We start from the raw sequence: 24,415 nt of genomic DNA, 5'->3' as shown, positions 1-24,415 counted from the left end.
ACTTTTATACTACGCTATCCTGTTTTATATCAATTTCTATTCTTTATTTTTGTTTTACAATCTTTCAACAGTCAAGCCCAATCACAAATGATCACACCACCACGTTTACAAAAAGGAGATACCGTAGCTATTTTAGCAACAGCTCGTAAAAATACGGATGATAACCTAAAACCCGCCATCGATCTGTTACACAGCTGGGGACTTGAAGTTGTTATTGGTAGCACCATCGGTTTAGACAACAATCAATTAGCCGGAACTGACGAACAGCGCGCAGCCGATTTTCAGCAACAACTAGACAACCCAAATATCAAAGCTATTTGGTGTGTAAAGGGTGGTTATGGTACCGTCAGAATGATTGACTTACTGGATTTTACTGCATTCAAAAAAAATCCGAAATGGATCGTTGGCTTTAGTGATGTCACCGTTTTACACAATCATTTGAATACTATGGGTTACAAATCCATTCATGCAATCATGCCGATAACTGCTCCTAGAGCAACTCCTCAAGCCATCGAAACCCTGAGAATTGCCTTATTTGGTGAAAAATTATCATACGAAATTGATTCATTCTCCATGAACAGACCCGGTAGCGCTACCGGAGAATTGGTGGGTGGGAATTTATCCATTTTGTACAGTTTGTTGGGCTCACCATCCGCGATTGACTGCGTTGATAAAATCTTGTTTATAGAAGATTTAGACGAATACTTGTATCACATTGACCGTATGATGATGAATTTAAGACGAAATGGCTGCCTGGAAAGCATCAAAGGCATTGTTGTGGGTTCCATGACAAAAATGAAAGACAATGACATTCCATGGGGGAAAAACGCCATTGAGATTATCGAGGATGTTACCAAAAAATACACTATTCCTATCTTGTATAATTTTCCAGCTGGTCATATTCAAGACAATAGAGCCCTGATTTTAGGGAATAATGTCACTATTAATGTCAATGAAAAATGCAGTACGCTGGTTTTTGAATAGAGGCAATTTTATTTTTGATTGCAGACGTTTAAAAACTTGAAATCTTAAACTTAAAACAAAATTTTTCAATGGCAGAACACAATGAACTTGGAAAACAGGGAGAAGAAATGGCAGTCGAATTTTTAAAGAAAGACGGCTACACAATTATCGAAACCAACTGGACTTTCCAGAAGGCCGAAATTGACATTCTGGCCCAAAAAGAAAATATACTTGCTGTTGTTGAGGTTAAAACCCGCTCCTCAATTGAGTTTGGATTGCCACAGGATTTTGTGAAGCCTAAAAAAATTCAGCTTCTTGTAAAAGCAGTCGACGCGTTTGTTACCCAAAGAAATTTAGATATTGAAGTCCGTTTTGACATTATTGCAGTTCATAAGGAAGAGAAATCTTTTGTAATTGAGCATATTATAGATGCTTTTTATTATTTTTAATTGCTTTTTATCGATGTTATATTTGTAACAAATTGTTTTTTATTTATATTTGTGTCATATTTACACACTAACTACGCGTACGACTACAACCACTCAAATATTTACTTATGAAAACTGTTTCTTCTATTGTAGAAAATTACATTAAAACAAAGCCTTTTTTGTTGAATGCTTTATCATTAGGCATAATTAATTTGACTTCATTATCCCGAAACATAATGACCGAATTAGAAAGTGAATTTGGAAAGGAAGTGAAACAAGGTGCGGTTGTTATGGCTTTAAAAAGACTAACCGAAGAATTAGACTTCAGGTTAAATCACAAAATCAATAAAGTCATAAAAAACATTGGTGAAATCACCGTTCGTTCTGCATTGACTGATTATACCTTTGCCGCTTCTGACACTGTTTTAAACAAACAAGCCGATTTAATTACTGACATTAATTCTTTTCCGGATATTTTCTATACTTCATCCCGAGGAGTGAATGAAACTAACATCGTAGTAAGCAATAGTATTAATCATCTGGTGGACAAACATTTTGCTAATGAAAAATTGATTCAAAAACTAGACAACCTTGCTTCGATTACGGTGAAATTACCTAAAGAAAATATTGTTGTTCCTGGGATTTACTATTTTATTTTTCAACGTTTGGCCTGGGAAGGAATTATCATTAACGAAGTAATTTCGACTTCAAACGAATTCACTATTTTAGTGAGTGAAGAGCAAGTGGATGTGGCTTTCAAAGTTATTAAGGATCTTAAGAATTAAAAAATCTGATTCTCTAACCTATTACTTTTCTAATTAAAAACACATAGCTCAAGGCAAAACCATTGCAATAAACATCAAAGAAAAAAGTTCGTTGGACTTGAAGTTCAAAAACCTATTTCCTAAAATAAAAAGGGTCTAGTTTTCAATAAACTAAGCCCTTTTTATTTAGGGAAATTTAATTACAAATTCATTCCGCCTGAAACTTCTATACGTTGTCCATTCACCCATCTTGAATCCTCTGTACACAAAAAGGCCACTACACTACCTATATCTTCTGGCAGACCTACTCTTCCTAAAGCTGTCAACGAAGTAATATATTGATTTAGCTGCTGATTATCACGAACCGCACCGCCACCAAAGTCTGTTTCAATAGCACCTGGCGCTATTATATTGACTCTAATTTTTCTTTCGCCCAATTCTTTCGCTTGGTATTTAGTCAATGTTTCCATTGCTCCCTTCATACTCGCATAAGTTGAGTATCCTGGAAATGAAAAACGGGTCAATCCTGATGAAATATTTACAACCCCACCACCATCATTCATTATTTTTAATGCTTTTTGAGTCAAGAAAAAAGGCCCTTTGAATTGAATGTTTACCAAATCATCAAATTGAGCTGTAGTAGTTGTTGCAAAACTTTCATGAAGACTAACACCCGCATTATTAATTAAAAAGTCGAATTTATCAGTACCAAAAGTACCTTTCATAGCGGTTACAACATTTTGAAAAAACAAATCAAAACTAGCCACATCAGCGACATTTAATTGAAGGGCTACAGCTTTTTGCCCCAACTTTTCAATTTCTTTTACTACGGCTTCTGCTTCTGCTTGTTTACTCTTGTAGGATACTATTACGTCAAGCCCTTTTTGGGCGAGTTTTAAAGCCATATCTTTTCCTAAACCTCGGCTTCCTCCGGTAACTAATGCGATTTTATTGTTCTTGATTTCCATGTTTATTATAGTTTTTAATTAATACCACAAAATTAATTTAGAGGCAAAGCTTGTCAATTGTAAATATCAATCCAGAGTTTGCAAAATTCAAATCAATCTCTTCACATCCGAAAAGAGAGAGGTGTCAAAGTTGTTTGCTTTTTGAAAAAATTAGAAAAATGAGCCAATTCTTCGAAACCAAGTGAATACGCAATTTCCGAAATATTCCAATCGGTTTCTTTTAAAAGAATTTTAGCTTCTTTGGTCAATCGATTACTGATTAACTCGGTGGTAGTTTTACCTGTATTCTCTTTTAAAACTTTATTCAAATGATTAACATGAATAGACAATCGAGCGGCAAAATCTTTGGCAGATTTCAATTCCAATCGTTGTCGAGGCGACTCAATGGGGAATTGTCTTTCGAGTAACTCCGCAAATAAAGACGAAACCCTAGCTGCCGAATTGTGTTTAGAATATAAGGCTGTTACAGGTTGTAGTTTCTGTCCAAAGTGTATTAACTCCGCCACATAATTCCGAATCAAATCGTATTTATACACATAATCAGAGTTAATTTCTTTATGTATCTTTTTGAATATCAAATCAATTTCTTCGGCATCCTCATCAGAAAGCTCAAAAACAGGATAACCGTCTGATTTAAAGATAGGGAGTTCGTCTAGCTCAATTCCGCTTTTATCTTTAGTTAGAAATTCGCTAGTAAAAACACAAAAATTTCCGGACTGCTTCGTGTCCTGAGGAACATAATGATAGGGGATTTTTGGCGTAGCAAATAAAAGAGCATTCTTTTCAATATCAATTACTTTATCCGCATATTCCGCTCTGTTTTTTCCTCGGATCAAGCTTATCTTATAATACGCTCTCCGGTCATAAGGCATAAAAGACTTATCCTTTAGTCTTTCGTACAATTCTTTGATGTTGAAAACATTGAAATGACCAATTTCTTTTTGGATTCCATTGGGCAATAATGTACTCGGTTCTGTACCGGAGTCTCCAGAGATTTCTTGGTAGAACTGGTCAATTGATTTTAGTTTCATCGAGAATAAATTTGTAAAAATCAAATATACAAATTTTATAAAACTTTCCGAATTTAGATAGTGGAAGCTTTTATTTCAAAAGCTACTTCCCTAACATCTCCATCAATTCCAAAGCAGTTCTAGTATTCTTCACATTGTCAAAAGTTAACAATAATCGCAAACCAGCTGGCGTTTGTTTTTCTTTCATTTTACAAATAGAACTGTGTTTTTGCACAAACTGCAAAACATCCTGGAAACGCTTTGACTGGTAATAATCCGATTGTTGATCTGAAATAAAATACCCAATCATCTTACCTTGTTTCATCACCAGTTTCTCGATTCCAATACGGGTAGCAATCCACTTGATACGAATACTATTCATTAACGCATTAGCTCGTGGTGGCAAAGGACCAAAACGGTCAATCAATTTATTCTGGAAAACAATCAGTTCTTCTTCGTTTTTCACAGTACCCAATTCATTGTACAAACTCAATCGTTCCGAAACATTATTAATGTATTCATCCGAAAACAACAACTCAAAATCGGTGTCGATTTGCAGGTCTTTCACGTATTCTTTGGTTTCCAAATTATTTTCTTCCGGATACAAATCCTTGAATTCATTTTCTTTCAATTCATCAATAGCCTCGTTCATAATTTTTTGATACGTATCAAAACCAATTTCATTGATAAAACCACTTTGTTCGCCTCCCAATAAATCACCGGCACCCCGAATCTCTAAATCTTTCATGGCAATGTTAAATCCACTTCCCAATTCGCTGAATTGTTCCAAAGCCTGGATTCTTTTCCTCGCATCATCGGTCATGGCGGAATACGGCGGACAGATAAAATAGCAAAACGCTTTCTTGTTGCTACGCCCTACCCGACCGCGCATTTGATGCAAATCAGATAATCCAAAATTATTCGCATTATTGATGAAAATCGTATTCGCATTGGGAACGTCCAAACCACTTTCGATAATGGTGGTCGCCACCAAAACATCAAATTCTCCGTTCATGAAAGCCAACATCAATTCTTCCAGTTTTCGTCCTTCCATTTGGCCGTGACCAATTCCTACTTTGGCATTGGGCACCAAACGCTGAATCATTCCAGCCACTTCCTTAATATTTTCGATACGGTTATTGATAAAGAAAACCTGACCGTTGCGCTGAATTTCATACGAAATCGCATCCCGAATCAACTCTTCACTAAAACCAACTACATTCGTTTCGATAGGATATCTGTTTGGTGGAGGTGTTGTAATTACGGATAAATCGCGTGCAGCCATTAGCGAGAACTGCAACGTTCTCGGTATAGGTGTTGCGGTCAATGTTAGCGTATCTACATTGGCTGCAATGGTTTTGAGTTTGTCTTTTACGTTGACACCAAATTTTTGCTCCTCATCCACAATCAACAATCCCAAGTCTTTGAAAACTACATTTTTGTTTACTAGTTGGTGTGTTCCGATTACAATATCCAGTTTTCCTTCGGCCAATAATTTTAGTGTTTCCGCTTTTTGTTTGGCCGTTCTAAAACGGTTTAAATACCCCACAGAAACCGGCATGTCTTTCAATCGTTCCGTAAAAGTTCTATAATGCTGGTATGCCAAAATAGTTGTAGGAACCAGAATTGCAACTTGTTTGCTGTTATCGACTGCTTTGAAAGCCGCACGAATAGCGACTTCGGTTTTACCAAAACCCACATCACCACAAACCAAGCGGTCCATTGGGCGGTCGCTTTCCATATCCGCTTTTACTTCTGCCGTTGATTTGGTTTGGTCCGGCGTATCCTCGTAAATAAAGGAACTTTCCAGTTCGTTTTGCAAATAACTGTCCGGCGCAAACTGGTATCCTTTTTCGAGTCGTCGCTTGGCATACAGTTGGATCAAATTGAATGCAATGTGTTTGACGCGGGCCTTGGTTTTTTGTTTTAGAATCTTCCAGGCGTTCGAACCCAATTTATAAATTTTGGGTGGCGTTCCATCTTTTCCGTTGTATTTTGAAATTTTGTGTAGCGAATGAATACTCACATACACAATGTCATTATCGGCATACACGAGCTTGATGGCTTCTTGTGTTTTGCCTTCGACTTGTATTTTTTGTAACCCTCCAAAACGCCCAATCCCGTGATCGATGTGTGTCACATAATCCCCTACGGATAAGGTTGTCAGCTCTTTTAAGGTAATATTCTGTTTTTTAGAATAGCCATTTTTAATGCTGAATTTATGATAACGCTCAAAAATTTGATGGTCGGTGTAACAAGTGATTTGGTTTTCTTCGTCAATGAATCCTTGGTACAACGGCAAAACAACGGTATGATATTGCTTGCGGATATTCTCCGAATTGGCCTCGTCCAATGTTTCGAAAATATCATGAAATCGTTTGGCTTGGGCTTCATTGGAACAAAACAAATAGTTTTTGTACCCATTGAAATGATTTTCATTCAGATTGTTCAACAACAAATCAAACTGTTTATTGAAAGACGGTTGCGGCTGAATGTGAAATTCGAATTTTTTGGTAGTTCTAAAAATAGGTTTCGAACTCAATTCTATAATCGAGAAATCCAACGCTCTTTTTATAAACCCCGCTTGATTCAGGAACAATTCTTCAGGTGTAGCTCGTTTTATTTCCTGCGATAATTTTGCGAAAGCTTCCTCGGCTTTGCCAAATTGTTTGTCTAATTGAGATAAAAAATCTTCGGTGTTTTGGATGAAAATTACTGTTTTCTCTGAGATATAATCTAAGAAACTTTCTCTATTTTCCTGAAAAACTTTGTTCTCCACATTTGGAATTATTGTAATTTTTTTCTGTTGTGCAATCGATAATTGGGTCGCAACATCAAAAGTGCGAATACTCTCCACTTCGTCTCCAAAAAACTCAATTCGGTACGGATTATCATTCGAAAAAGAAAACACATCAACAATTCCACCACGAACCGAAAATTCTCCAGGCTCTGTAATGAAATCCACTCTTTTAAATTCATATTCGAACAATACTTCGTTAATAAAATCAATAGAGATTTTGTCACCAACCGATACTTTCAACGTGTTTTTATCCAATTCTTTTCGAGTCACCACTTTTTCGAATAATGCTTCGGGATAGGTGACAATAATGGCCGGTTTTTTACGGGAATTAATTCTGTTCAGGACTTCGGCACGAAGCAAAACGTTCGCATTATCCGTTTCTTCAATTTGGTAGGGTCGGCGGTAGGAACCAGGATAAAACAAAACATCCTGTTCACCAACCAGCTGTTCGAGGTCATTCAAATAATACGCTGCTTCTTCTTTATTGTTTAAAACAATCAAAAAAGGAAGTTCGGATTTCTTAAAAACCGATCGAATTACAAATGAAAGTGCGGAACCCAACAATCCAGAAAAATGTATTTTTACTTGATTATTTTCTAATAAGCGAGCAACAATTTGCTTGGTTTTGGCAGAATTATCGTAGGTATTGTATAAGGCTGTTTTACTCAACGCGTGGTATATTTGGATCTATGATCGGTGTATTAGGAATGGCTCTTGCGGTGTCCATCATTCTTCTTAATTCAGATTCTCCTTCTTCAACTGGAATTTTATTTTTTTCTGTGATCTTATCCATTTGTCTTTGTAAGGAAACCAGTTCTAAATTGATTTCTGAAACCAGTAGTGTCACTTTTTTATCAGGGATATTATCCAGATTAATGAATAAATTCAACAATCGCACCTTGGTGATTAATGTCGAAATTCTACTTTTTATTGGTGGCTTATTATATTCAAAAGGAACATTATCATTTAAAACCATTACTTTTTTAGATAAAGCTTTTGATTTTTGCTGAAAAGCCCTGATATTTTTTTTGGGTTTCTGAGCTAATTCAGCTAAGAAAATTCGCCATTCGTTCCAAGTGGCGATACTTTTTTCTGACGACTCCGTTACTGGCGTATCGTAAAAAACCCAACCTTTCTGAATATTTGTTAATATGACTTCTCTTTTTTGTCTCTCTTTCTTATTTTCGGCAATGCGTTTTTCATTGTCGTTTTTACAGGAAAGCAAAACAAAAATAAGAGAAAAGAAAACCGCTATATTGTATTTCATTTTAATTTCATTGAAGGACAAAGTTACGAAGTAAATTCACAATACCGAATTACCTCTTAAGAATATCAAACGTATCTATTGCGCAACAGCTAAGGCAAAAAGTAAGCTATTCAAAGGGTATACGTTGTTTAAAGCTGACACAAATGTGCAATTAAATTTGACCTGGTAAATTAAACCTTTAATACCTTTCGCCAAATAGAATAATAATTTAATATTACAGAGGCCTATTTTATATTTAAAAAAACAATAATTAAGAAATTTAACTTCGTTTTAATCACTATTTTATGATATTTATAATCATTTTTATTAAAATTATGGTATTTACGAAAACGTTATCTTTGTTTTTTAAATAGACAAAAATGAATACAAAAATATTGATTATAGGCGCTTGCGGACAAATTGGAACGGAGCTTACCCAAAAGTTACGAAAAATATACGGAACAGAAAATGTAATCGCTTCGGATATTCGGAAATTGAATACTGATGTGGTTAATTCAGGTCCATTTGAAGTGGTCAATGCGCTAGATTTTAATCAGATTGAACATCTTGTAGAGATCCACCAAATTGATGAAATCTATTTGATGGCCGCATTATTGTCGGCTACAGCCGAGAAAAACCCTGCATTTGCTTGGGACTTGAATATGAATTCATTGTTTCATGTTTTGAATTTGGCAAAAGCTGGAAAAATAAAAAAAATATTTTGGCCATCCAGCATTGCCGTTTTTGGACCAACAACACCCAAAGAAAATACGCCACAATACACCATCATGGAACCCTCAACAGTGTATGGAATCAGCAAACAAGCCGGCGAAAGATGGTGCGAATACTACCACAATATCTTTGGTGTAGATGTAAGAAGCATTCGTTATCCAGGCTTAATCAGCTGGTCATCACCTCCTGGTGGCGGCACCACGGATTATGCAGTAGATATCTATCACAAAGCGCTTTCGGATAAAACATACGAATGTTTTTTATCCTCAGAAACTAAAATGCCAATGATGTATATGGACGATGCCATTGCTGCTACCATCCAAATTATGCAAGCGCCGGCAGACCAAATAAAAATTCATTCTTCGTATAATTTAGCCGCCATGAGCTTTACACCAACTGAGATTGCTGCCGAAATCAAAAAACACATTCCTGAATTTACCATCACTTATGAGCCTGACTTCCGTCAAAAAATAGCCGACAGTTGGCCAGCAAGTATTGATGATGCTGAAGCCAGAAAAGATTGGGGATGGAAACATGAATTTGATTTGGAGACGATGACTACAGATATGCTTAAAAATTTAAGTATGGAAAAAGCATAATACTCTATTTTATAATGAGGTGGGGGTTTAAAAATTAGAATAGTTTCTGATTTTTAAACCCCTATTTTTTTGGTCAAAAATTAGCAATTTAACTAGAAATGAAGGCGTTTCTAACAGCATCTGTTTCTAATTTTAAAAGAATGCAGTCCCTTATTGAAGAATATTTTAAAAGATTTTTTTACTAAATTTGATTTAAACCGCAGCACTATGAAACTAAAATCAAGCGAACCTTTTTGGTTAGTAAAAAATGGAATCATCAACTCCTATCCTTCCTTAAGAGAAAACTTAGAAACAGAAATACTTATTGTAGGAGGAGGGATTACTGGCAGCCTTATTGCTCATCAATGCATTGCAGATGGCTACAAAACCATGCTGATAGACCGCCGAGAAATTGGTCACGGAAGCACGTCGGCCACGACATCAATGCTACAATACGAAATTGATGTTCCGTTGTACCAGCTTATGGATTTAATTGGCGAAAATGCCGCTGCTGACTGTTATTGGGCGTGTTATAACTCAATTGATGATCTAAAGAAAGTAGTACAACAGGTAAAATCAGATTGTGGATTCAAGAAAAAAGAATCTCTTTATTATGCGGCTGTAAAAAAAGATATTGGTTGGTTAAAAAAAGAATTTGAAGCGCGAAAAAAAATTGGAATACCCGTAAAATGGCTGGAGGCAGATGAAATTGATGAAAAGTATCAACTTAAAAACACACATGGCGGAATCTTATCCGAGCAAGGCGGAAGCATTGATGCTTTTAGATTAGCGCATGATATTCTAGCGCACAATCACGAAAAAGGGCTAAAAATCTTCGATAAGACCGACATAAAAAAAGTCACATACAAACAAAATGGCGTAACGGTTGTAACTGAATATGGAACTACCATTGCCGCAAAAAAAATAATCTATTGCAACGGTTTTGAAAGTACTGAAATTATTAAAGATAATTTTGTGAAATTACTTTCTACTTATGCTATTGTTGGCGAACGATTTGAAGACGACCAATCCTATCTTCACAACACCCTATTTTGGAATACTGCAAAACCATATATCTATATGCGAACTACGGATGATAACAGACTACTTATTGGTGGCGAAGATGAAGATTTTGTCAATGCTAAAAAAAGGGATTCTTTACTCAACGTCAAGTCTGGTAAGCTGACAAAATATCTGCAGAAAATTTTACCAAATTATGATTTCCGGATGGATTTTGTCTGGGCTGGTACTTTTGGTGAGACTAAAGACGGCTTACCTTACATTGGCAAGCATCCCAATTTCCCAAGCACTTATTTTGTTTTGGGTTTTGGTGGAAATGGCATCACATTCTCAGTGATTGGAATGAAACTGGTTTCAGAGATGCTGAAAAACAGGAATCATTCCTTAGCGAAATATTTTAAATTCAGAAGGTAATTACACTGTTTTTTCCATACAAATACACCATTGAAACGCATAAAAAAAGCCCTTTTCAGGGCTTTTAAAAAAATCACTTTAATTCATAGGTATTGTTTTCCTTCTTGATATCGGCCATTAAACCACTAGGATCAATAGTAATTTTCTTGATGGTGTTTTTTGGCTTCGCAATCATGAATTCCATTGTAGGATAAGCCCAAGCCCAATCCCCCAAAACAGTTCGTTTTATTGCTGGATTCGGATTTTCTTTTTCGAAGCTCATCATGCGCAACGGGATGTAAAAACTCTCCTTAGTACCGTCAGTATATTCTACTAACAAATCAATTGGCATTGGCATCCTGCCTATTCGCTCTAATGTTACAATCGCTTTACCTCCGATATCTCTTGGCTCTCTGATGCCGTAATCAATCGTGCTTGTCGTTTTTGTCCAATCCGTCAAGTACCAATCCAGATTTGCTCCAGAAATTCTTTCGGCTGATCTTTTGATGTCATTCGGTGTAGGATGCTTGAATTTAAAATCGCTGTAATATTTTTTCAACGTTTTCATCAGATTTTCTTTTCCAATCAAATACATCAATTGCGTTAAGAATAATTCTCCTTTACTATAAGAAGTAATACTGTAGACTCTGTTTTCATCAAAACGATCAGCATGGGTGGTTTGTGGCAATTCTTTTCCTGAATTAACCATAGAAAAATACCCCGCATACGCTCCCGTAAATGGATTTTCTGCCTTTTTATCAGCGATTTCATTCATTCCTAAATCTTCCAGAAAAGAGGTGAACCCTTCATCCATCCATCCGTGTTTAGATTCATTGGAAGCCAAAACATGTTGAAACCAAGAATGTGCCATTTCGTGAGCCGTTACCCCAAGCAGCCCATCAAAACTGCCTTGTCCCAAAATTAAGGTACACATAGCATACTCCATTCCGCCATCACCTCCCTGAATAACGGAGTATTGCTTGTAAGGATAATCTCCAACCGTTTTATTATAAAAAGCCATTAACTGTACCGTTTTTGGTTGTAGTTTTTTCCAATTTTCAATGTATTGTGGATTGTTTTTATACAAGAAATGCAAGTCTACATTGTTAGGACCCTTAACAACATCATGGATGTAATTTTTATCAGCCGCCCACGTAAAGTCATGTACCATTGGCGCATTAAAATGCCACGTTAACGTTTTAGTTCCCTTTGGAAGAGTCACCACAACTCCTTGATCTTGATATCCATGTCCAATTGTATTTTTATTTTGCAAATACCCTGTACCACCTAAAACGTATGCCGCATCAATGGTAATATTTACATCAAAATTTCCCCAAACTCCGTGAAATTCTCTTGCAATATATGGATCCGCATGCCAACCTTCAAAATCGAATTCAGCCATTTTGGGATACCACTGCGCCATTGACAGTTCTACCCCTTCAGCATTATTTCTTCCGGAACGACGAATTTGTAGGGGAACCTGACCGTCAAAATCTAATTTCAAGGTAGTTTTTGAATGGGGTAAAATTGGCTTAGCCAAAGTGACTTCAAGAATTGTTCCTACTGCTTTTACCGGAATACTTACTCCATCTTGCCTGAAATTAGTTATGTTTAAATACCCCGTTTCGTTAGGTTTTAAATTTTTTATTCGGCTTTCTTTCAAGCCATTAACACCCGTATTGGTTTTGTTAATCATTCTGGCGTCAGGATCTTTTATACTTTGAATTCTGGCGTCCATCTCGCTGCCAGGCTGAAAGGCATTGTTGTATAAATGATAATACACTTTATTTAGCGTATCCGAAGAGTTATTCGTATAAACCAATTCCTGCTTTCCTTTGTACTCATATGTCTTAACATCCATGGTAACGTCCATTTTGTAATCAACATGCTGCTGCCAATAAGAGGTGCTTTGAGCAAATAAATTTGCAAAACTTAAAGTACAAAAAGATAATAAAAGAAGTTTTTTCATATTAGATAAAATAAAAAATGGAAGAACAAAGTGCTCTTCCATTGATGAATATTTGAATTGTTATTTTTTAGACATTTTTTCTGCCATCAGTAAAGCATTGTATGCATTTACGATTTTCCCTGATTTTGACAATGCAGTAAAAGAACGAACATCATTTGCTTTTCCACCTACTACTACATCTGTTGTTATGGCAACTCCTGAATCCATCAAAATATGTTTTACTTGCTGAGCAGATAATTTGGGATAATACGAACGAATCAATGCGGCAACCCCAGCAACGTTTGGCGCAGCCATTGAAGTTCCTTGTAAATACTTGTAGGTATTATTTGGAGTTGTAGCATAGATTTTTACTCCTGGAGCAAAAACGTCTACATTAATTTTTCCAATATTAGAAAAACGAGCCACTACTTTATTCCCATATTCAAAATTTAAAGCTCCAATGGTGATTAAATTATCGGCAAACTCAGTCACTTTATCTTCTGAATCATTAGGGAAGTTTTCAGCAAAATCAATATCTTTTGCATCATTACCTGCTGCATGAACAATTAAAACATCTTTTTTTTCTGCATATTTTATAGCATCATATACCCATTGTTTGTGTGGAGAAAAACTTTTTCCAAAACTTCCGTTAATTACTTTGGCTCCATTATCAACCGCATATCGAATTCCAAGGGCAATATCTTTATCATACTCATCTCCATCCGGCACTGCACGAACGGTAAGAATTTGAACATTATTAGCAACACCATCGCCTCCTAACACATTGTTTCTGCTTTGCGCTACGATTCCTGCTACGTGTGTCCCATGAAGAATTTCGTTCTTATCAGGTCCCATTACATTGTTGTTTCCGTATTTAGTGTCGGTAATATCGTTTGGATTATCTCCTACTACTTTACGGTAATCTGTTTTTAAGTTGTCTCCGTTTATAAGTGCAATCTGATCGTCTAATTGTTTTTGAACCGCCACTTTTAGTTCTGCTATAGGCAAACCATAAGAAAGCATCTGTTGCATGGCCGCTTTGCTTTTTTGTGTTGCTGTTTCTTGTGAAACAATAGCATTTACCTCCTCGATAGTATAGACTTGCTTACCAAAATGCTTCACTAAAGTTGCATCACTAGTTGTAAGGGTCTCTAACATTTGCTCTGAACGTGTTTGCCCCGCTACTGCATCCGCAACTTTTTTGTCATTTAAGGCTTTAGCGGCCTGATACGTCGCTTGATCCACTAAAGTTTTATCTTTGATGATTCTTTCGTATTCCAAATTCTCTTTGGTACTATCCCCCAGAAAATTCCATCCGTGAATATCATCGATGTACCCGTTTTTGTCATCATCAATTCCGTTTCCCGCAATTTCTTTCAAATTGGTCCAAAGCACCGATTTTAAATCCTCATGTTCGATATCTACGCCTGAATCTACAATTCCAACAATAACTGGCACCCCTCTTTTACCTTTCAATAGTTCAGCATACGCCTTGTCAACACTCATCCCAGGAATGGTATCAGTCACTATATCTAAATGACTCCAACGCTTCAAATCATTTTCAGTTATTGGTGCCTTTTTTTTAATGTTTAAAGGAGCGCTTACAGCTACCAGATCCGAATTAGAAATATTTGAAACTTGTCTTGAAGCGCCACAACCTGCTAATGCTAAAAAAGCAAAAGCAGAAATGTAAATGGGTTTAATAGTATTCATCGAAAATGTTTTTTATTAGTTTTAAAATATTTGTCTAAAATAATTTTTTTTGTTACAACCGGAGTTATTATTAACACTATGTTAAGATTTGTTCGCAAGTAAAAACTGCTGCTAGGCGAACCCCTTTTTCGGTTTTCTCTACTGTTATGATTTCATTATGTGCATCGTGTTCTAAAAACAAATAGTAATTATTATCCGCTGCAGCATTCATGAATTTTGATTTTTCGTCTAATGTCAGTAGTGGTCTAGTATCATAGCCCATAACGTAAGGAATAGGAATGTGTCCAGCTGTAGCCAATAAATCCGCGCAAAAAACAATCGTTTTGTCTTTGTATTGAATGTGCGGAATCATCTGTTTTTCCGTATGACCATCTGCAAAGAAGATGCCAAAACCCAATTCTGATGTTGTAAGAAAATCGCCTTCCGGTCTTTGAATGAAATTCAATTGCCCACTTTCCTGCATGGGTAGAATGTTTTCCGACAAGAACGATGCTTTCTCTCTAGGATTGGGCTTCGTAGCCCATTGCCAATGATTTTCATTGCTCCAAAATTTGGCATTTTTAAACGCAGGCTCGTAACCCGTTTTATTTGTATTCCACTGCACACTGCCCCCACAATGATCAAAATGTAAATGCGTCATAAAAACATCAGTGACATCCTCGCGATGAAAACCATATTTAGCCAACGATTTATCCATAGAATGCGTTCCCCAAAGCGAATAATACCCAAAAAACTTCTCTGATTGCTTATTTCCCATCCCGGTATCAATCAAAATCAATTGATCCCCATCTTCAATCAACAAGCACCGTGCGGCAATATCAATTAAATTAGTTGAATCGGCTGGATTGGTTTTATTCCAAATCGTTTTTGGCACAACGCCAAACATAGCACCTCCATCCAATTTAAAATTTCCGGTTTCTATGGGATATAATTTCATGTTTTTTATATTTTTTTGAGAAGTTTCAAAGTTAAGGAATTCAAATCCTTTTACTGGTTGCAAATAGCTTTTTTCTATTTTTGCATTGGTTATAAAAATGTCATCAGTTATGGAAAAAGCATTTTATACACTATCTTTGTGCTTAATTTAGACAAAATCAATATAAGCTATGATAAAAGTTTCTGACACTGCAAGAAAAAAAATCATCGATTTAATGAAAGATGATGGTTTTGACGCAGCAACTGACTACGTAAGAGTCGGTGTAAAAAGCGGCGGATGTTCTGGATTGTCTTATGATTTAAAATTTGATAAAACAAAAAGCGATGACGATAAAATTTTTGTAGACAACAATATCACTATTGCTGTTGAAAAAAAATCTTTTTTGTACTTAGCCGGAACAATATTAGAATTCTCAGGAGGCATTAATGGCAAAGGGTTTGTTTTTAATAATCCAAATGCCAATAGAACTTGTGGATGTGGAGAATCATTTTCACTATAGTCGAAAATCAAAAGTCATAAAGTCGCAAGGCTAAAATGACTTTTCACATTGGACTTTTAAACTTTAAGACTAAAAAAACATGTCAAAATACACTGAAGACGACTTAAAAATCGAACTCGAAAACAAAGAATACGAATACGGATTTTACACCGAATTAGAATCAGAAACGTTTCCTATTGGTTTGAATGAAGATATCGTTCGCGCTATTTCGCACAAAAAAGGAGAGCCACAATGGATGACTGATTGGCGTCTGGAGGCATTCCGTGCTTGGGAACTAATGATAGAGCCAGAGTGGGCTAATGTGCACTATACTAAACCTGATTTTCAGGCCATATCCTATTACTCCGCGCCAAAAGCGGTAGATCCTAATAAAACATTGGATGATGTAGATCCTGAACTTTTAGAAATGTATAAAAAGTTAGGCATCTCTGTCGATGAGCAAAAAATGATGAATAATGTAGCTATGGATATTGTTGTTGATTCCGTTTCGGTAGCAACGACTTTCAAGAAAACATTAGGCGAAAAAGGAATTATCTTTATGAGTATTTCTGAAGCTATCAAAGAGCATCCAGAATTAGTACGTAAATACTTGGGAACCGTTGTACCACAAAAAGATAACTTTTATGCGGCTTTGAATTCAGCCGTTTTCTCTGATGGTTCGTTCTGTTATATTCCAAAAGGCGTTCGTTGCCCAATGGAACTTTCGACATATTTCAGGATCAATCAAGCCGGAACAGGACAATTCGAAAGAACATTATTAGTGGCTGACGAAGGTAGTTATGTGTCCTACTTAGAAGGCTGTACTGCACCAAGTCGTGACGAAAATCAATTGCACGCTGCTGTAGTCGAACTGATCGCTTTAGAAGGCGCCGAAATCAAATATTCTACCGTACAAAACTGGTATCCTGGAAACAAAGAAGGCAAAGGTGGCGTTTATAATTTTGTGACCAAAAGAGGAATCTGTGAGAAAAACGCAAAAATTTCTTGGACTCAAGTAGAAACTGGATCCGCTATAACTTGGAAGTATCCTTCTGTCATTTTAAAAGGAGACAATTCAACAGGAGAATTTTATTCGATTGCTGTAACCAATAATTACCAACAAGCCGATACCGGAACCAAGATGATTCACCTTGGAAGAAACACTAAATCGACCATTATTTCTAAAGGAATTTCTGCTGGAAGATCACAAAATAGTTATCGCGGTTTGGTTAAAATTGGACCAAATGCAGATAATGCCCGAAACTTTTCACAGTGTGATTCCTTATTAATGGGAAATAATTGCGGCGCACATACGTTCCCATATATCGAAAATAAAAATCCATCGGCAAAAATCGAACATGAGGCTACGACAAGTAAAATTGGCGAAGACCAAGTTTTTTATTGCAACCAACGTGGAATACCCACAGAGAAGGCTATTGCCTTAATCGTAAACGGTTTTAGCAAAGAGGTCTTGAATAAGTTACCAATGGAATTCGCAGTGGAAGCACAGAAATTATTAGAAATTTCTCTTGAGGGAAGTGTAGGATAATTTGAGTATGGGAAACACAAAGGTTATTATTGTCGGTTCTTCCAGAAGCAATGGAAATACTTCAAAAATAGTTGCTAAAATTTCCACCCAAATAAATGCTGATGTTATTGATTTAAGAAATTATTCTATTTCCTATTATGATTATGAAAGTGACAATAGAAGCGATGATTTTTTACCTTTAATAACTTCAATTATTGAAAAATATGACACACTAGTTTTTGCAACACCCGTTTACTGGTATGCAATGAGCGGAATAATGAAGGTGTTTTTTGACCGCTTTTCTGATTTAATCAGAATCGAAAAAGAATTAGGCCGGAAATTAAGAGGTAAAAATATGTTTGTAATTTCAAATTCTGATGAGGATGAATTAGATTATGATTTTTATTTACCCTTTCGATTATCTGCGAAATATTTAGGAATAAAATATTTAGGAGAAAAGCATTTGTCCTATCAAACAATAAAAGACCAAGAACATATCAATAGTATTTTAGAATAAAAGAGAATTTAAATCCTTTTAAAATTAAAGAAACAAATGTTAAGTATAAAAAATTTACACGCCTCCATTGGAGACAAAGAAATATTAAAAGGAATCAATCTTGAAGTAAAAGCAGGAGAAATTCACGCGATTATGGGACCAAACGGTGCTGGAAAAAGTACACTGGCTTCCATCATTGCAGGAAACGAAAATTATGAGGTTACTGAAGGCGAAATCTCTTTAGATGGAGAAGATCTTTCGGAACTGGCGCCAGAGGAAAGAGCACACAAAGGTGTGTTTCTTTCGTTTCAATATCCAGTGGAAATTCCAGGCGTTTCGGTAACCAACTTTATGAGAACCGCAATTAATGAAACGCGTAAAGCAAACGGTCAGGAAGAAATGCCTGCCAATGAAATGCTGAAAGTGATTCGCGAGAAATCTGAATTATTAGAAATCGATAGAAAATTTCTTTCTCGTTCTCTAAACGAAGGTTTTTCTGGTGGAGAAAAAAAACGGAATGAAATTTTTCAAATGGCAATGTTGGAACCTAAATTAGCCATTCTTGATGAAACTGATTCTGGACTTGACATTGATGCCTTGCGTATTGTAGCTAATGGAGTCAATAAATTGAAAAGCGACAAAAATGCAATTGTAGTGATCACACACTACCAACGATTACTAGATTATATCGTTCCTGATTTTGTTCACGTATTGTACAATGGGAAAATTGTAAAGTCTGGCGGAAAAGAACTAGCACACGAACTAGAAGAAAAAGGATACGACTGGATTAAACAAGAACAAGAAGCTTAAAATTTTGTTTGAAGTTTAAAGTTTAAAGTTGCCACGAGATAACTTTAAACATTTAAACCTTAAACTTTAAACAATAAAGAAAATGGAATTGAAAGAAAAATTACTATCGTCTTTTATGGCTTTCGAAGAGCGCATTGATGTTCACTCCGAACTACATGATGTGAGAACGGCTGCCATAAAAAACTTTGAAGATAAAGGCTTCCCAACCAAAAAAGAGGAAGCTTGGAAATACACGTCACTAAACGCCATCCTAAAAAATGACTTTACCGTATTTCCTAAACATGAAGGTTTAATTGAATTTGCCGATGTAAGAAAATATTTTTTACATGAAATTGACACCTATAAGGTCGTTTTCATTGACGGCGTTTTCAGCTCGTTCTTATCATCGACTACGCATGAAGGTATAGATGTTTGCTTAATGTCATCCGCATTAACCAAACCAAAATACAAAATGGTGATCGATACTTACTTTAACCAAATTGCAAGCAAAGACGAAAGTTTGACTTCATTGAATACGGCTTTTGCCAATGAGGGAGCGTATATCAATATCCCAAAAAGTAAAGTAGCTGACAAGCCTATTGAAATCATGTATTTCTCTACAGGAAATGAAGCGGCGCTTTTGGTACAACCAAGAAACTTGGTGATTGTTGGTGAGAATTCTCATGTGCAAATTATTGAGCGTCATCAAAGCTTAAATGAAAATCCAGTATTAACGAATTCCGTTACCGAGATTTTTGCTCAAAAAAGTGCTGTTGTAGATTATTATAAAATTCAAAATGACAATTTAGATGCAAATCTTATTGATAACACCTATGTTTCTCAAGAACAAGAAAGCAGTGTGTCGGTAAACACGTTTTCTTTTGGTGGAAACCTGACCCGAAACAACTTGAATTTTTATCATTTTGGAGAAAGAATCGTAAGTTATCTTAACGGAATAACAATAATTGGGGAGAAACAACACGTAGATCATTACACTCTAGTGCAGCACTCTACTCCTAATTGCGAAAGTCATCAAGATTATAAAGGAATCTATTCTGATCGTGCAACTGGTGTGTTCAACGGAAAGATTTTTGTTGAGAGAGAAGCCCAAAAAACAAATGCCTTTCAGAAAAGCAATAACATTTTATTAAGTGACAAAGCGATAATCAATGCAAAACCGCAACTAGAAATTTTTGCTGATGATGTAAAATGTTCCCATGGCTGTACTATTGGACAATTGGATGAAACCGCAATGTTCTACATGCAAGCGCGTGGAATTCCTAAAAAAGAAGCCAAAGCGTTATTAATGTATGCCTTCTCCAATGCGGTAATTGAAAGCATTAAAATACCGGAACTCAAAAAACGAATTACTACGATTATTGCAACTAAATTAGGGGTAAAAATGGGATTCGATTTGTAATTTTTAACCATAAGGTTCACTAATATTTACGCAAAGGGCGCAAGGTTTTTACTAAACTTTGCGCCCTTTGCGGTTAACTTTTTAGTCTCTAACTGCAATAATAAACATTATAATTCCTATAAAAAACAATACAAGACCTCCCAAAAAACAAAATGTATTTATTATTGAGTAACCTAGATTCGTAGAATAACCTAAACCTATTAAAAACCAACCTCCAATTATCATTAAAACTGATTGTAAAACTTTATTCTTTATCATAAAAATTATTTCTTCACACTTTCAATTATCCCACGCAACATCCCGTTAAAATCAAATTCAGGTTCTTCAGTCAAACCCAGTCGCACAATTACTAAATCCAGTGACGGAATAATCGCTACCATCTGACCTTGAAAACCACTGCAGTAATACATATCTCTTGGAACATCGGGAAAATGCGCGCCTGCATTGAGCCAAAAGTGTCCGCCATACCTTCTATTAGAAGTATTGGTGGGAGTTGCAGTATATTTAGCCCAACTTTCGTTAAAAATTTGTTCCCCGTTCCAGTTGCCTTTGTGCAAATACAACAATCCAAATTTTGACCAATCTCTAGTTGTTGCCCAACCATAGGATGACCCCACATAATTCCCGGCCATATCCGTTTCGACAACCATCGAGTTCATCCCTATTTTATCAATCAAAGCAGCATACCAAAAATCTAAGTATTCTTGATGCGTTTTGAATTGCTTGCGCAAAATCCCAGAAAGTAAATTTGTCGTTCCTGAAGAATAATTCCAATGCGTATTGGGTTGAAAGGTCGCCGGTTTAACCAGTTGTTCCCGTGACATGTCTTCGGCTTGAAAAAGCATTTTAGTGGCATCACAAATTTTATCATATTGCTCATCCCACTCCAAACCAGAATTCATGTGCAATAGATCATTTGTAGTGATAATTTTGCGTTTGTCATTTTGCCATTCCGCAATGGGAGCGGGTTTATAGATGTCGAATTTTCCTTGTTTTTGAAGAATTCCAAATAAGGCACTCGTAATACTTTTGGTCATCGACCAGCCCAGTAATTTACTGTTTTTATCGAAACCAGTGTCGTATTTTTCGGCAATGATTTTATCTTTATAAAGCACCAAAAGCGAACGCGTTCTTTTTTTAATTTGTCCATTTGCATCAAAAGCATTGGCCACAGCTATATTCAATTTAGTATAATCAACATTTGCAAAAACGGTGTCTTTGAGTTCCTTGCTTCCATGTGGAAAAGGTAAATTGTTATTCAACTTTGTTCTTTTAGGAACTAAATACGGTTTTGTAACATCAAAAGCATCGTTGATTAAAGTAGCGCCCAAACCTTCTCGATAAATAGCTTTTCGCTCTTTCAAACCATAAACCGAAGCCACTGCAAATCTTCTGCTTTCTTCAATTTTATTTTTGGCTAAATCAATCATATCGATATCATTGTCCCCTTTCTCCATCATTCCCTGTGAACGATTGTCAATAAAATGTCCCGAAGCGATACTTTTGGCTGAAAAACCAGAAATTAAATCCAGTTTTGGATAAGTCGTGAATCCAAAATAAGAAACACCAATGAGAATGGCTAAACCAAATAATCTGAAAAAAATTTTCATATAGAATTAATTTGGAGCAATTTAACAAAAAACAATTAGAAAAATTGGAAGCATTAAGACATGGAGAAAAATAAGTTTTAAAACTAAACCTAATTCCGCAATGCTTTGATTATATTAACAAGTGTTTGCAGAAAATTCGCTTCAATTTTAGTACTTTTGTATTTAGAAAAATTCTAAATAAAGAAATGTTAGATATAAATAAAATCAGAGCTGATTTTCCTATTCTTTCTCAGAAAGTAAACGGAAAACCATTAGTTTATTTCGACAACGGAGCTACTTCGCAAAAACCACAAGTGGTGATTGAAGCTATTTCAAAATACTATCAGGAAATTAACGCCAATATTCATCGTGGCGTTCATACGTTGAGTCAATTAGCCACGGACGCCTATGAAACTTCTCGAGGTAAAATTCAACATCATATCAATGCCAAGTTTGCTCACGAAGTCCTCTTTACTTCGGGTACAACGCATGGAATTAACTTAGTGACCAACGGATTTGCTTCGATTTTAAAACCCGGTGATGAGGTTTTAGTTTCGGCATTGGAACACCATAGTAATATTGTGCCTTGGCAAATGTTGTGCGAAAAAACTGGTGCTACTTTGCGCGTAATTCCTATGAATGAAGAGGGCGAACTGATAATGTCTGAATACGACAAATTACTTTCGGATAAAACTAAAATCGTAACCGTAAATCATATTTCAAATGCGCTTGGAACAGTCAATCCTATCAAATACATGATTGACAAAGCACATGCGGTTGGCGCCGCAATTTTGATTGATGGAGCGCAAGCCGTTCCACATTTGAAACCCGACGTACAGGAATTAGATTGTGATTTTTATGCTTTTTCAGGACATAAAATGTGTGGCCCTACGGGAACTGGAATTTTATACGGAAAAGAAGTCTGGTTAAATAAATTGCCACCTTACCAAGGTGGAGGTGAAATGATTAAGGATGTAACTTTTGAGAAAACAACGTATGCTGATTTACCTCATAAATTTGAGGCAGGAACACCAAATATAGCTGGTGGAATTGTACTAGGAACAGCTGTAGATTATATGAATGAAGTTGGTTTTGAAAACATTCAACAACAGGAGTTAGAATTACTTGAGTATGGAACAAAACGTTTATTAGAAATTGAAGGTTTGAAAATTTTTGGCACAGCCAAAGAAAAAACTTCCGTAATTTCGTTTAATATTGAAGGCATTCACCCGTATGATATTGGCACCATAATTGACAAATTAGGGATTGCAGTAAGAACAGGACATCATTGCGCGCAACCCATCATGACATTCTTTTGTATACCAGGAACGATACGAGCATCATTCTCTTTTTACAATACCAAAGAAGAGATTGACAGTATGGTGCAAGCGATTAAAAAAGCGCAACTCATGTTGTCATAAAAAATAACATTATGAAGATTCTATCACTATTATTCTTGACTATTTTCCTAGGCAACGGTTGCGATAGTGCCAAAGCCCAAGATATTGAAACTGTTGTTATTGAATACACGGCCAATACCAGAGGCTTTTATCAAAAAATAACAATCAAAAATAAAATGGTAACTGTTTCAAAAGACAGGGAGGGAAACGACAAACCAGTACCGACAAAAATATCAGATGTTAACTGGAAAGAATTAGTCACGTGCTTTAAAACCGTTCCATTAGATACTTTGGGTAAATTAAAAGCACCTACTAATAAACGTTTTTATGACGGTGCAGCAATTGGTAATTTGAAAATTATCGTTAAAGATAAAATCTATGGGACAACCGGTTTTGACCATGGTTTTCCACCAAAAGAAATTAAAAAATTTATTAATATAATAACTTCATTAGTTAAAAAAGAATAATGAAAATTAAAGAAATACAAAAAGAAATCGTTGACGAGTTTTCTATGTTTGACGACTGGATGGAGCGCTATGAATACATTATCGAACTAGGGAAAAAACTTCCTTTAATAAAAGAAGAATTCAAAACAGAAAACAACCTGATTAAAGGCTGCCAATCGAAAGTTTGGCTGCAAGGGGAGAAAAAAGACGATGCAATCGTTTTCACCGCCGATAGCGATGCCATTTTGACCAAAGGAATTATTGCCATTTTGATACGTACTTTTTCAAATCAAAAAGCAGCTGATATCCTGGAAGCCGACATGAATTTTATAGACGAAATAGGTTTAAAAGAGCATTTATCCCCAACTCGTGCTAACGGATTAGTATCGATGATAAAAAATATAAAAATGTATGCTTTGGCATTCAACACACAAAACTAGAACAATGGAACAACAAATAGACACTGCCGAATTAGGAGAATCAATCGTGAAAATATTAAAAACAATTTACGATCCCGAGATTCCTGTAGATATTTACGAATTAGGATTGATTTATGACGTAATGGTAAACACCGATTATGAAGTAAAAATCCTGATGACGCTTACTTCCCCAAACTGTCCCGTTGCGGAAAGTTTACCCCGAGAAGTCGAAGACAAAGTAAAATCATTAGAGAATGTAAAAGACGCTGAAGTAGAAATTACTTTTGATCCGCCTTGGAGCAAAGATTTAATGAGCGAAGAAGCAAAATTAGAATTGGGAATGCTATAAA

22 protein-coding genes are annotated in these 24,415 nt (G+C 35.9%); 14 read left to right on the top strand and 8 right to left on the bottom strand.

From position 1 onward, the window contains the following. Positions 1-87 precede the first annotated feature (87 nt). The 3 genes from AC0608_RS04585 to AC0608_RS04575 all read left to right on the top strand — a co-directional run bounded on the left by AC0608_RS04585 (position 88) and on the right by AC0608_RS04575 (position 2,176). Entirely contained in the window at positions 88-984 is an 897-nt protein-coding gene (locus AC0608_RS04585) for a S66 peptidase family protein (RefSeq protein ID WP_478288510.1), read from the top strand. A gap of 68 nt (positions 985-1,052) precedes the next feature. Further along, a complete protein-coding gene (locus tag AC0608_RS04580; RefSeq protein WP_478288283.1) occupies positions 1,053-1,412 on the top strand; it encodes a YraN family protein in 360 nt (119 codons plus the stop codon). Positions 1,413-1,519: 107 nt separating this feature from the next. Next, positions 1,520-2,176, top strand: coding sequence for an aspartate kinase (locus AC0608_RS04575; protein ID WP_417959116.1), 657 nt, complete (start codon positions 1,520-1,522; stop codon positions 2,174-2,176). Positions 2,177-2,355: 179 nt separating this feature from the next. Here the strand turns inward: AC0608_RS04575 and AC0608_RS04570 are convergent, their stop codons facing one another. From AC0608_RS04570 to AC0608_RS04555, 4 genes are all read right to left on the bottom strand, one after another. After that, positions 2,356-3,123 carry an SDR family NAD(P)-dependent oxidoreductase gene (locus tag AC0608_RS04570; protein WP_478288282.1) on the bottom strand — a complete coding sequence of 256 codons (768 nt, stop codon included), beginning with the start codon at positions 3,121-3,123 and terminating at the stop codon, positions 2,356-2,358. A 101-nt stretch (positions 3,124-3,224) separates the two neighbouring features. Further along, on the bottom strand, positions 3,225-4,154 hold the full coding sequence (locus AC0608_RS04565; RefSeq protein WP_478288281.1) for a helix-turn-helix domain-containing protein: 930 nt from the start codon (positions 4,152-4,154) through the stop codon (positions 3,225-3,227). A gap of 82 nt (positions 4,155-4,236) precedes the next feature. Beyond that, positions 4,237-7,602 (bottom strand): transcription-repair coupling factor, encoded by a 3,366-nt coding sequence (gene mfd / locus AC0608_RS04560; protein WP_478288280.1) that lies wholly within the window; start codon positions 7,600-7,602, stop codon positions 4,237-4,239. Further along, on the bottom strand, positions 7,595-8,200 hold the full coding sequence (locus AC0608_RS04555; RefSeq protein WP_478288279.1) for a hypothetical protein: 606 nt from the start codon (positions 8,198-8,200) through the stop codon (positions 7,595-7,597). Before AC0608_RS04555 ends, mfd begins: the two co-directional genes overlap by 8 nt. A gap of 359 nt (positions 8,201-8,559) precedes the next feature. Here AC0608_RS04555 and AC0608_RS04550 point away from each other — a divergent pair, with 359 nt between their 5' ends. Further along, complete coding sequence (locus tag AC0608_RS04550; protein WP_478288278.1) at positions 8,560-9,510, top strand: L-threonine 3-dehydrogenase; 951 nt, start codon at positions 8,560-8,562, stop codon at positions 9,508-9,510. A 207-nt stretch (positions 9,511-9,717) separates the two neighbouring features. Beyond that, positions 9,718-10,923, top strand: a complete 1,206-nt coding sequence (locus AC0608_RS04545) for an NAD(P)/FAD-dependent oxidoreductase (RefSeq protein WP_478288277.1) — start codon at positions 9,718-9,720, stop codon at positions 10,921-10,923. Between the two features lie 73 nt (positions 10,924-10,996). On the opposite strand, the gene AC0608_RS04540 is transcribed toward AC0608_RS04545, so the two are convergent. The 3 genes from AC0608_RS04540 to AC0608_RS04530 all read right to left on the bottom strand — a co-directional run bounded on the left by AC0608_RS04540 (position 10,997) and on the right by AC0608_RS04530 (position 15,500). After that, positions 10,997-12,871 carry a M1 family metallopeptidase gene (locus tag AC0608_RS04540; protein WP_478288276.1) on the bottom strand — a complete coding sequence of 625 codons (1,875 nt, stop codon included), beginning with the start codon at positions 12,869-12,871 and terminating at the stop codon, positions 10,997-10,999. Positions 12,872-12,931: 60 nt separating this feature from the next. After that, positions 12,932-14,563, bottom strand: coding sequence for a S8 family peptidase (locus AC0608_RS04535; protein WP_478288275.1), 1,632 nt, complete (start codon positions 14,561-14,563; stop codon positions 12,932-12,934). Between the two features lie 76 nt (positions 14,564-14,639). Continuing rightward, entirely contained in the window at positions 14,640-15,500 is an 861-nt protein-coding gene (locus AC0608_RS04530) for an MBL fold metallo-hydrolase (protein ID WP_417959102.1), read from the bottom strand. Positions 15,501-15,669: 169 nt separating this feature from the next. On the opposite strand from AC0608_RS04530, the gene AC0608_RS04525 reads away from it, so the two are divergent. From AC0608_RS04525 to sufD, 5 genes are all read left to right on the top strand, one after another. Next, a complete protein-coding gene (locus AC0608_RS04525; RefSeq protein WP_417959101.1) occupies positions 15,670-15,999 on the top strand; it encodes a HesB/IscA family protein in 330 nt (109 codons plus the stop codon). Between the two features lie 79 nt (positions 16,000-16,078). Continuing rightward, positions 16,079-17,527, top strand: coding sequence for a Fe-S cluster assembly protein SufB (gene sufB, locus AC0608_RS04520; RefSeq protein WP_478288274.1), 1,449 nt, complete (start codon positions 16,079-16,081; stop codon positions 17,525-17,527). 7 nt (positions 17,528-17,534) lie between these two features. Next, positions 17,535-18,023: a flavodoxin family protein gene (locus tag AC0608_RS04515; protein ID WP_478288273.1), complete on the top strand. Its 489-nt coding sequence runs from the start codon at positions 17,535-17,537 to the stop codon at positions 18,021-18,023. Positions 18,024-18,059: 36 nt separating this feature from the next. Further along, positions 18,060-18,812, top strand: coding sequence for a Fe-S cluster assembly ATPase SufC (sufC, locus tag AC0608_RS04510; protein WP_099714056.1), 753 nt, complete (start codon positions 18,060-18,062; stop codon positions 18,810-18,812). Positions 18,813-18,894: 82 nt separating this feature from the next. Then, on the top strand, positions 18,895-20,211 hold the full coding sequence (gene sufD / locus AC0608_RS04505) for a Fe-S cluster assembly protein SufD (protein WP_478288272.1): 1,317 nt from the start codon (positions 18,895-18,897) through the stop codon (positions 20,209-20,211). Between the two features lie 263 nt (positions 20,212-20,474). On the opposite strand, the gene AC0608_RS04500 is transcribed toward sufD, so the two are convergent. Continuing rightward, on the bottom strand, positions 20,475-21,821 hold the full coding sequence (locus AC0608_RS04500; protein WP_478288271.1) for a serine hydrolase domain-containing protein: 1,347 nt from the start codon (positions 21,819-21,821) through the stop codon (positions 20,475-20,477). A 185-nt stretch (positions 21,822-22,006) separates the two neighbouring features. Between AC0608_RS04500 and AC0608_RS04495 the strand changes: the two genes are divergently transcribed. Genes AC0608_RS04495 through AC0608_RS04480 form a run of 4 tightly spaced genes read left to right on the top strand, consistent with a single transcriptional unit; the run spans position 22,007 to position 24,414 of the window. Continuing rightward, positions 22,007-23,221, top strand: a complete 1,215-nt coding sequence (locus AC0608_RS04495) for an aminotransferase class V-fold PLP-dependent enzyme (protein ID WP_478288270.1) — start codon at positions 22,007-22,009, stop codon at positions 23,219-23,221. An 11-nt stretch (positions 23,222-23,232) separates the two neighbouring features. After that, positions 23,233-23,667: a hypothetical protein gene (locus AC0608_RS04490; protein WP_478288269.1), complete on the top strand. Its 435-nt coding sequence runs from the start codon at positions 23,233-23,235 to the stop codon at positions 23,665-23,667. Continuing rightward, positions 23,667-24,086 (top strand): SufE family protein, encoded by a 420-nt coding sequence (locus AC0608_RS04485; RefSeq protein ID WP_417959095.1) that lies wholly within the window; start codon positions 23,667-23,669, stop codon positions 24,084-24,086. Before AC0608_RS04490 ends, AC0608_RS04485 begins: the two co-directional genes overlap by 1 nt. Before the next feature lie 4 nt (positions 24,087-24,090). Next, positions 24,091-24,414, top strand: coding sequence for an SUF system Fe-S cluster assembly protein (locus tag AC0608_RS04480; RefSeq protein WP_417959094.1), 324 nt, complete (start codon positions 24,091-24,093; stop codon positions 24,412-24,414). Position 24,415 lies beyond the last annotated feature (1 nt).

The organism is Flavobacterium sp. GNP008 (genome assembly GCF_056428965.1).
Note: the sequence above shows the minus strand (reverse complement) of the source record. Positions and strands in the feature narration are given on the sequence as shown.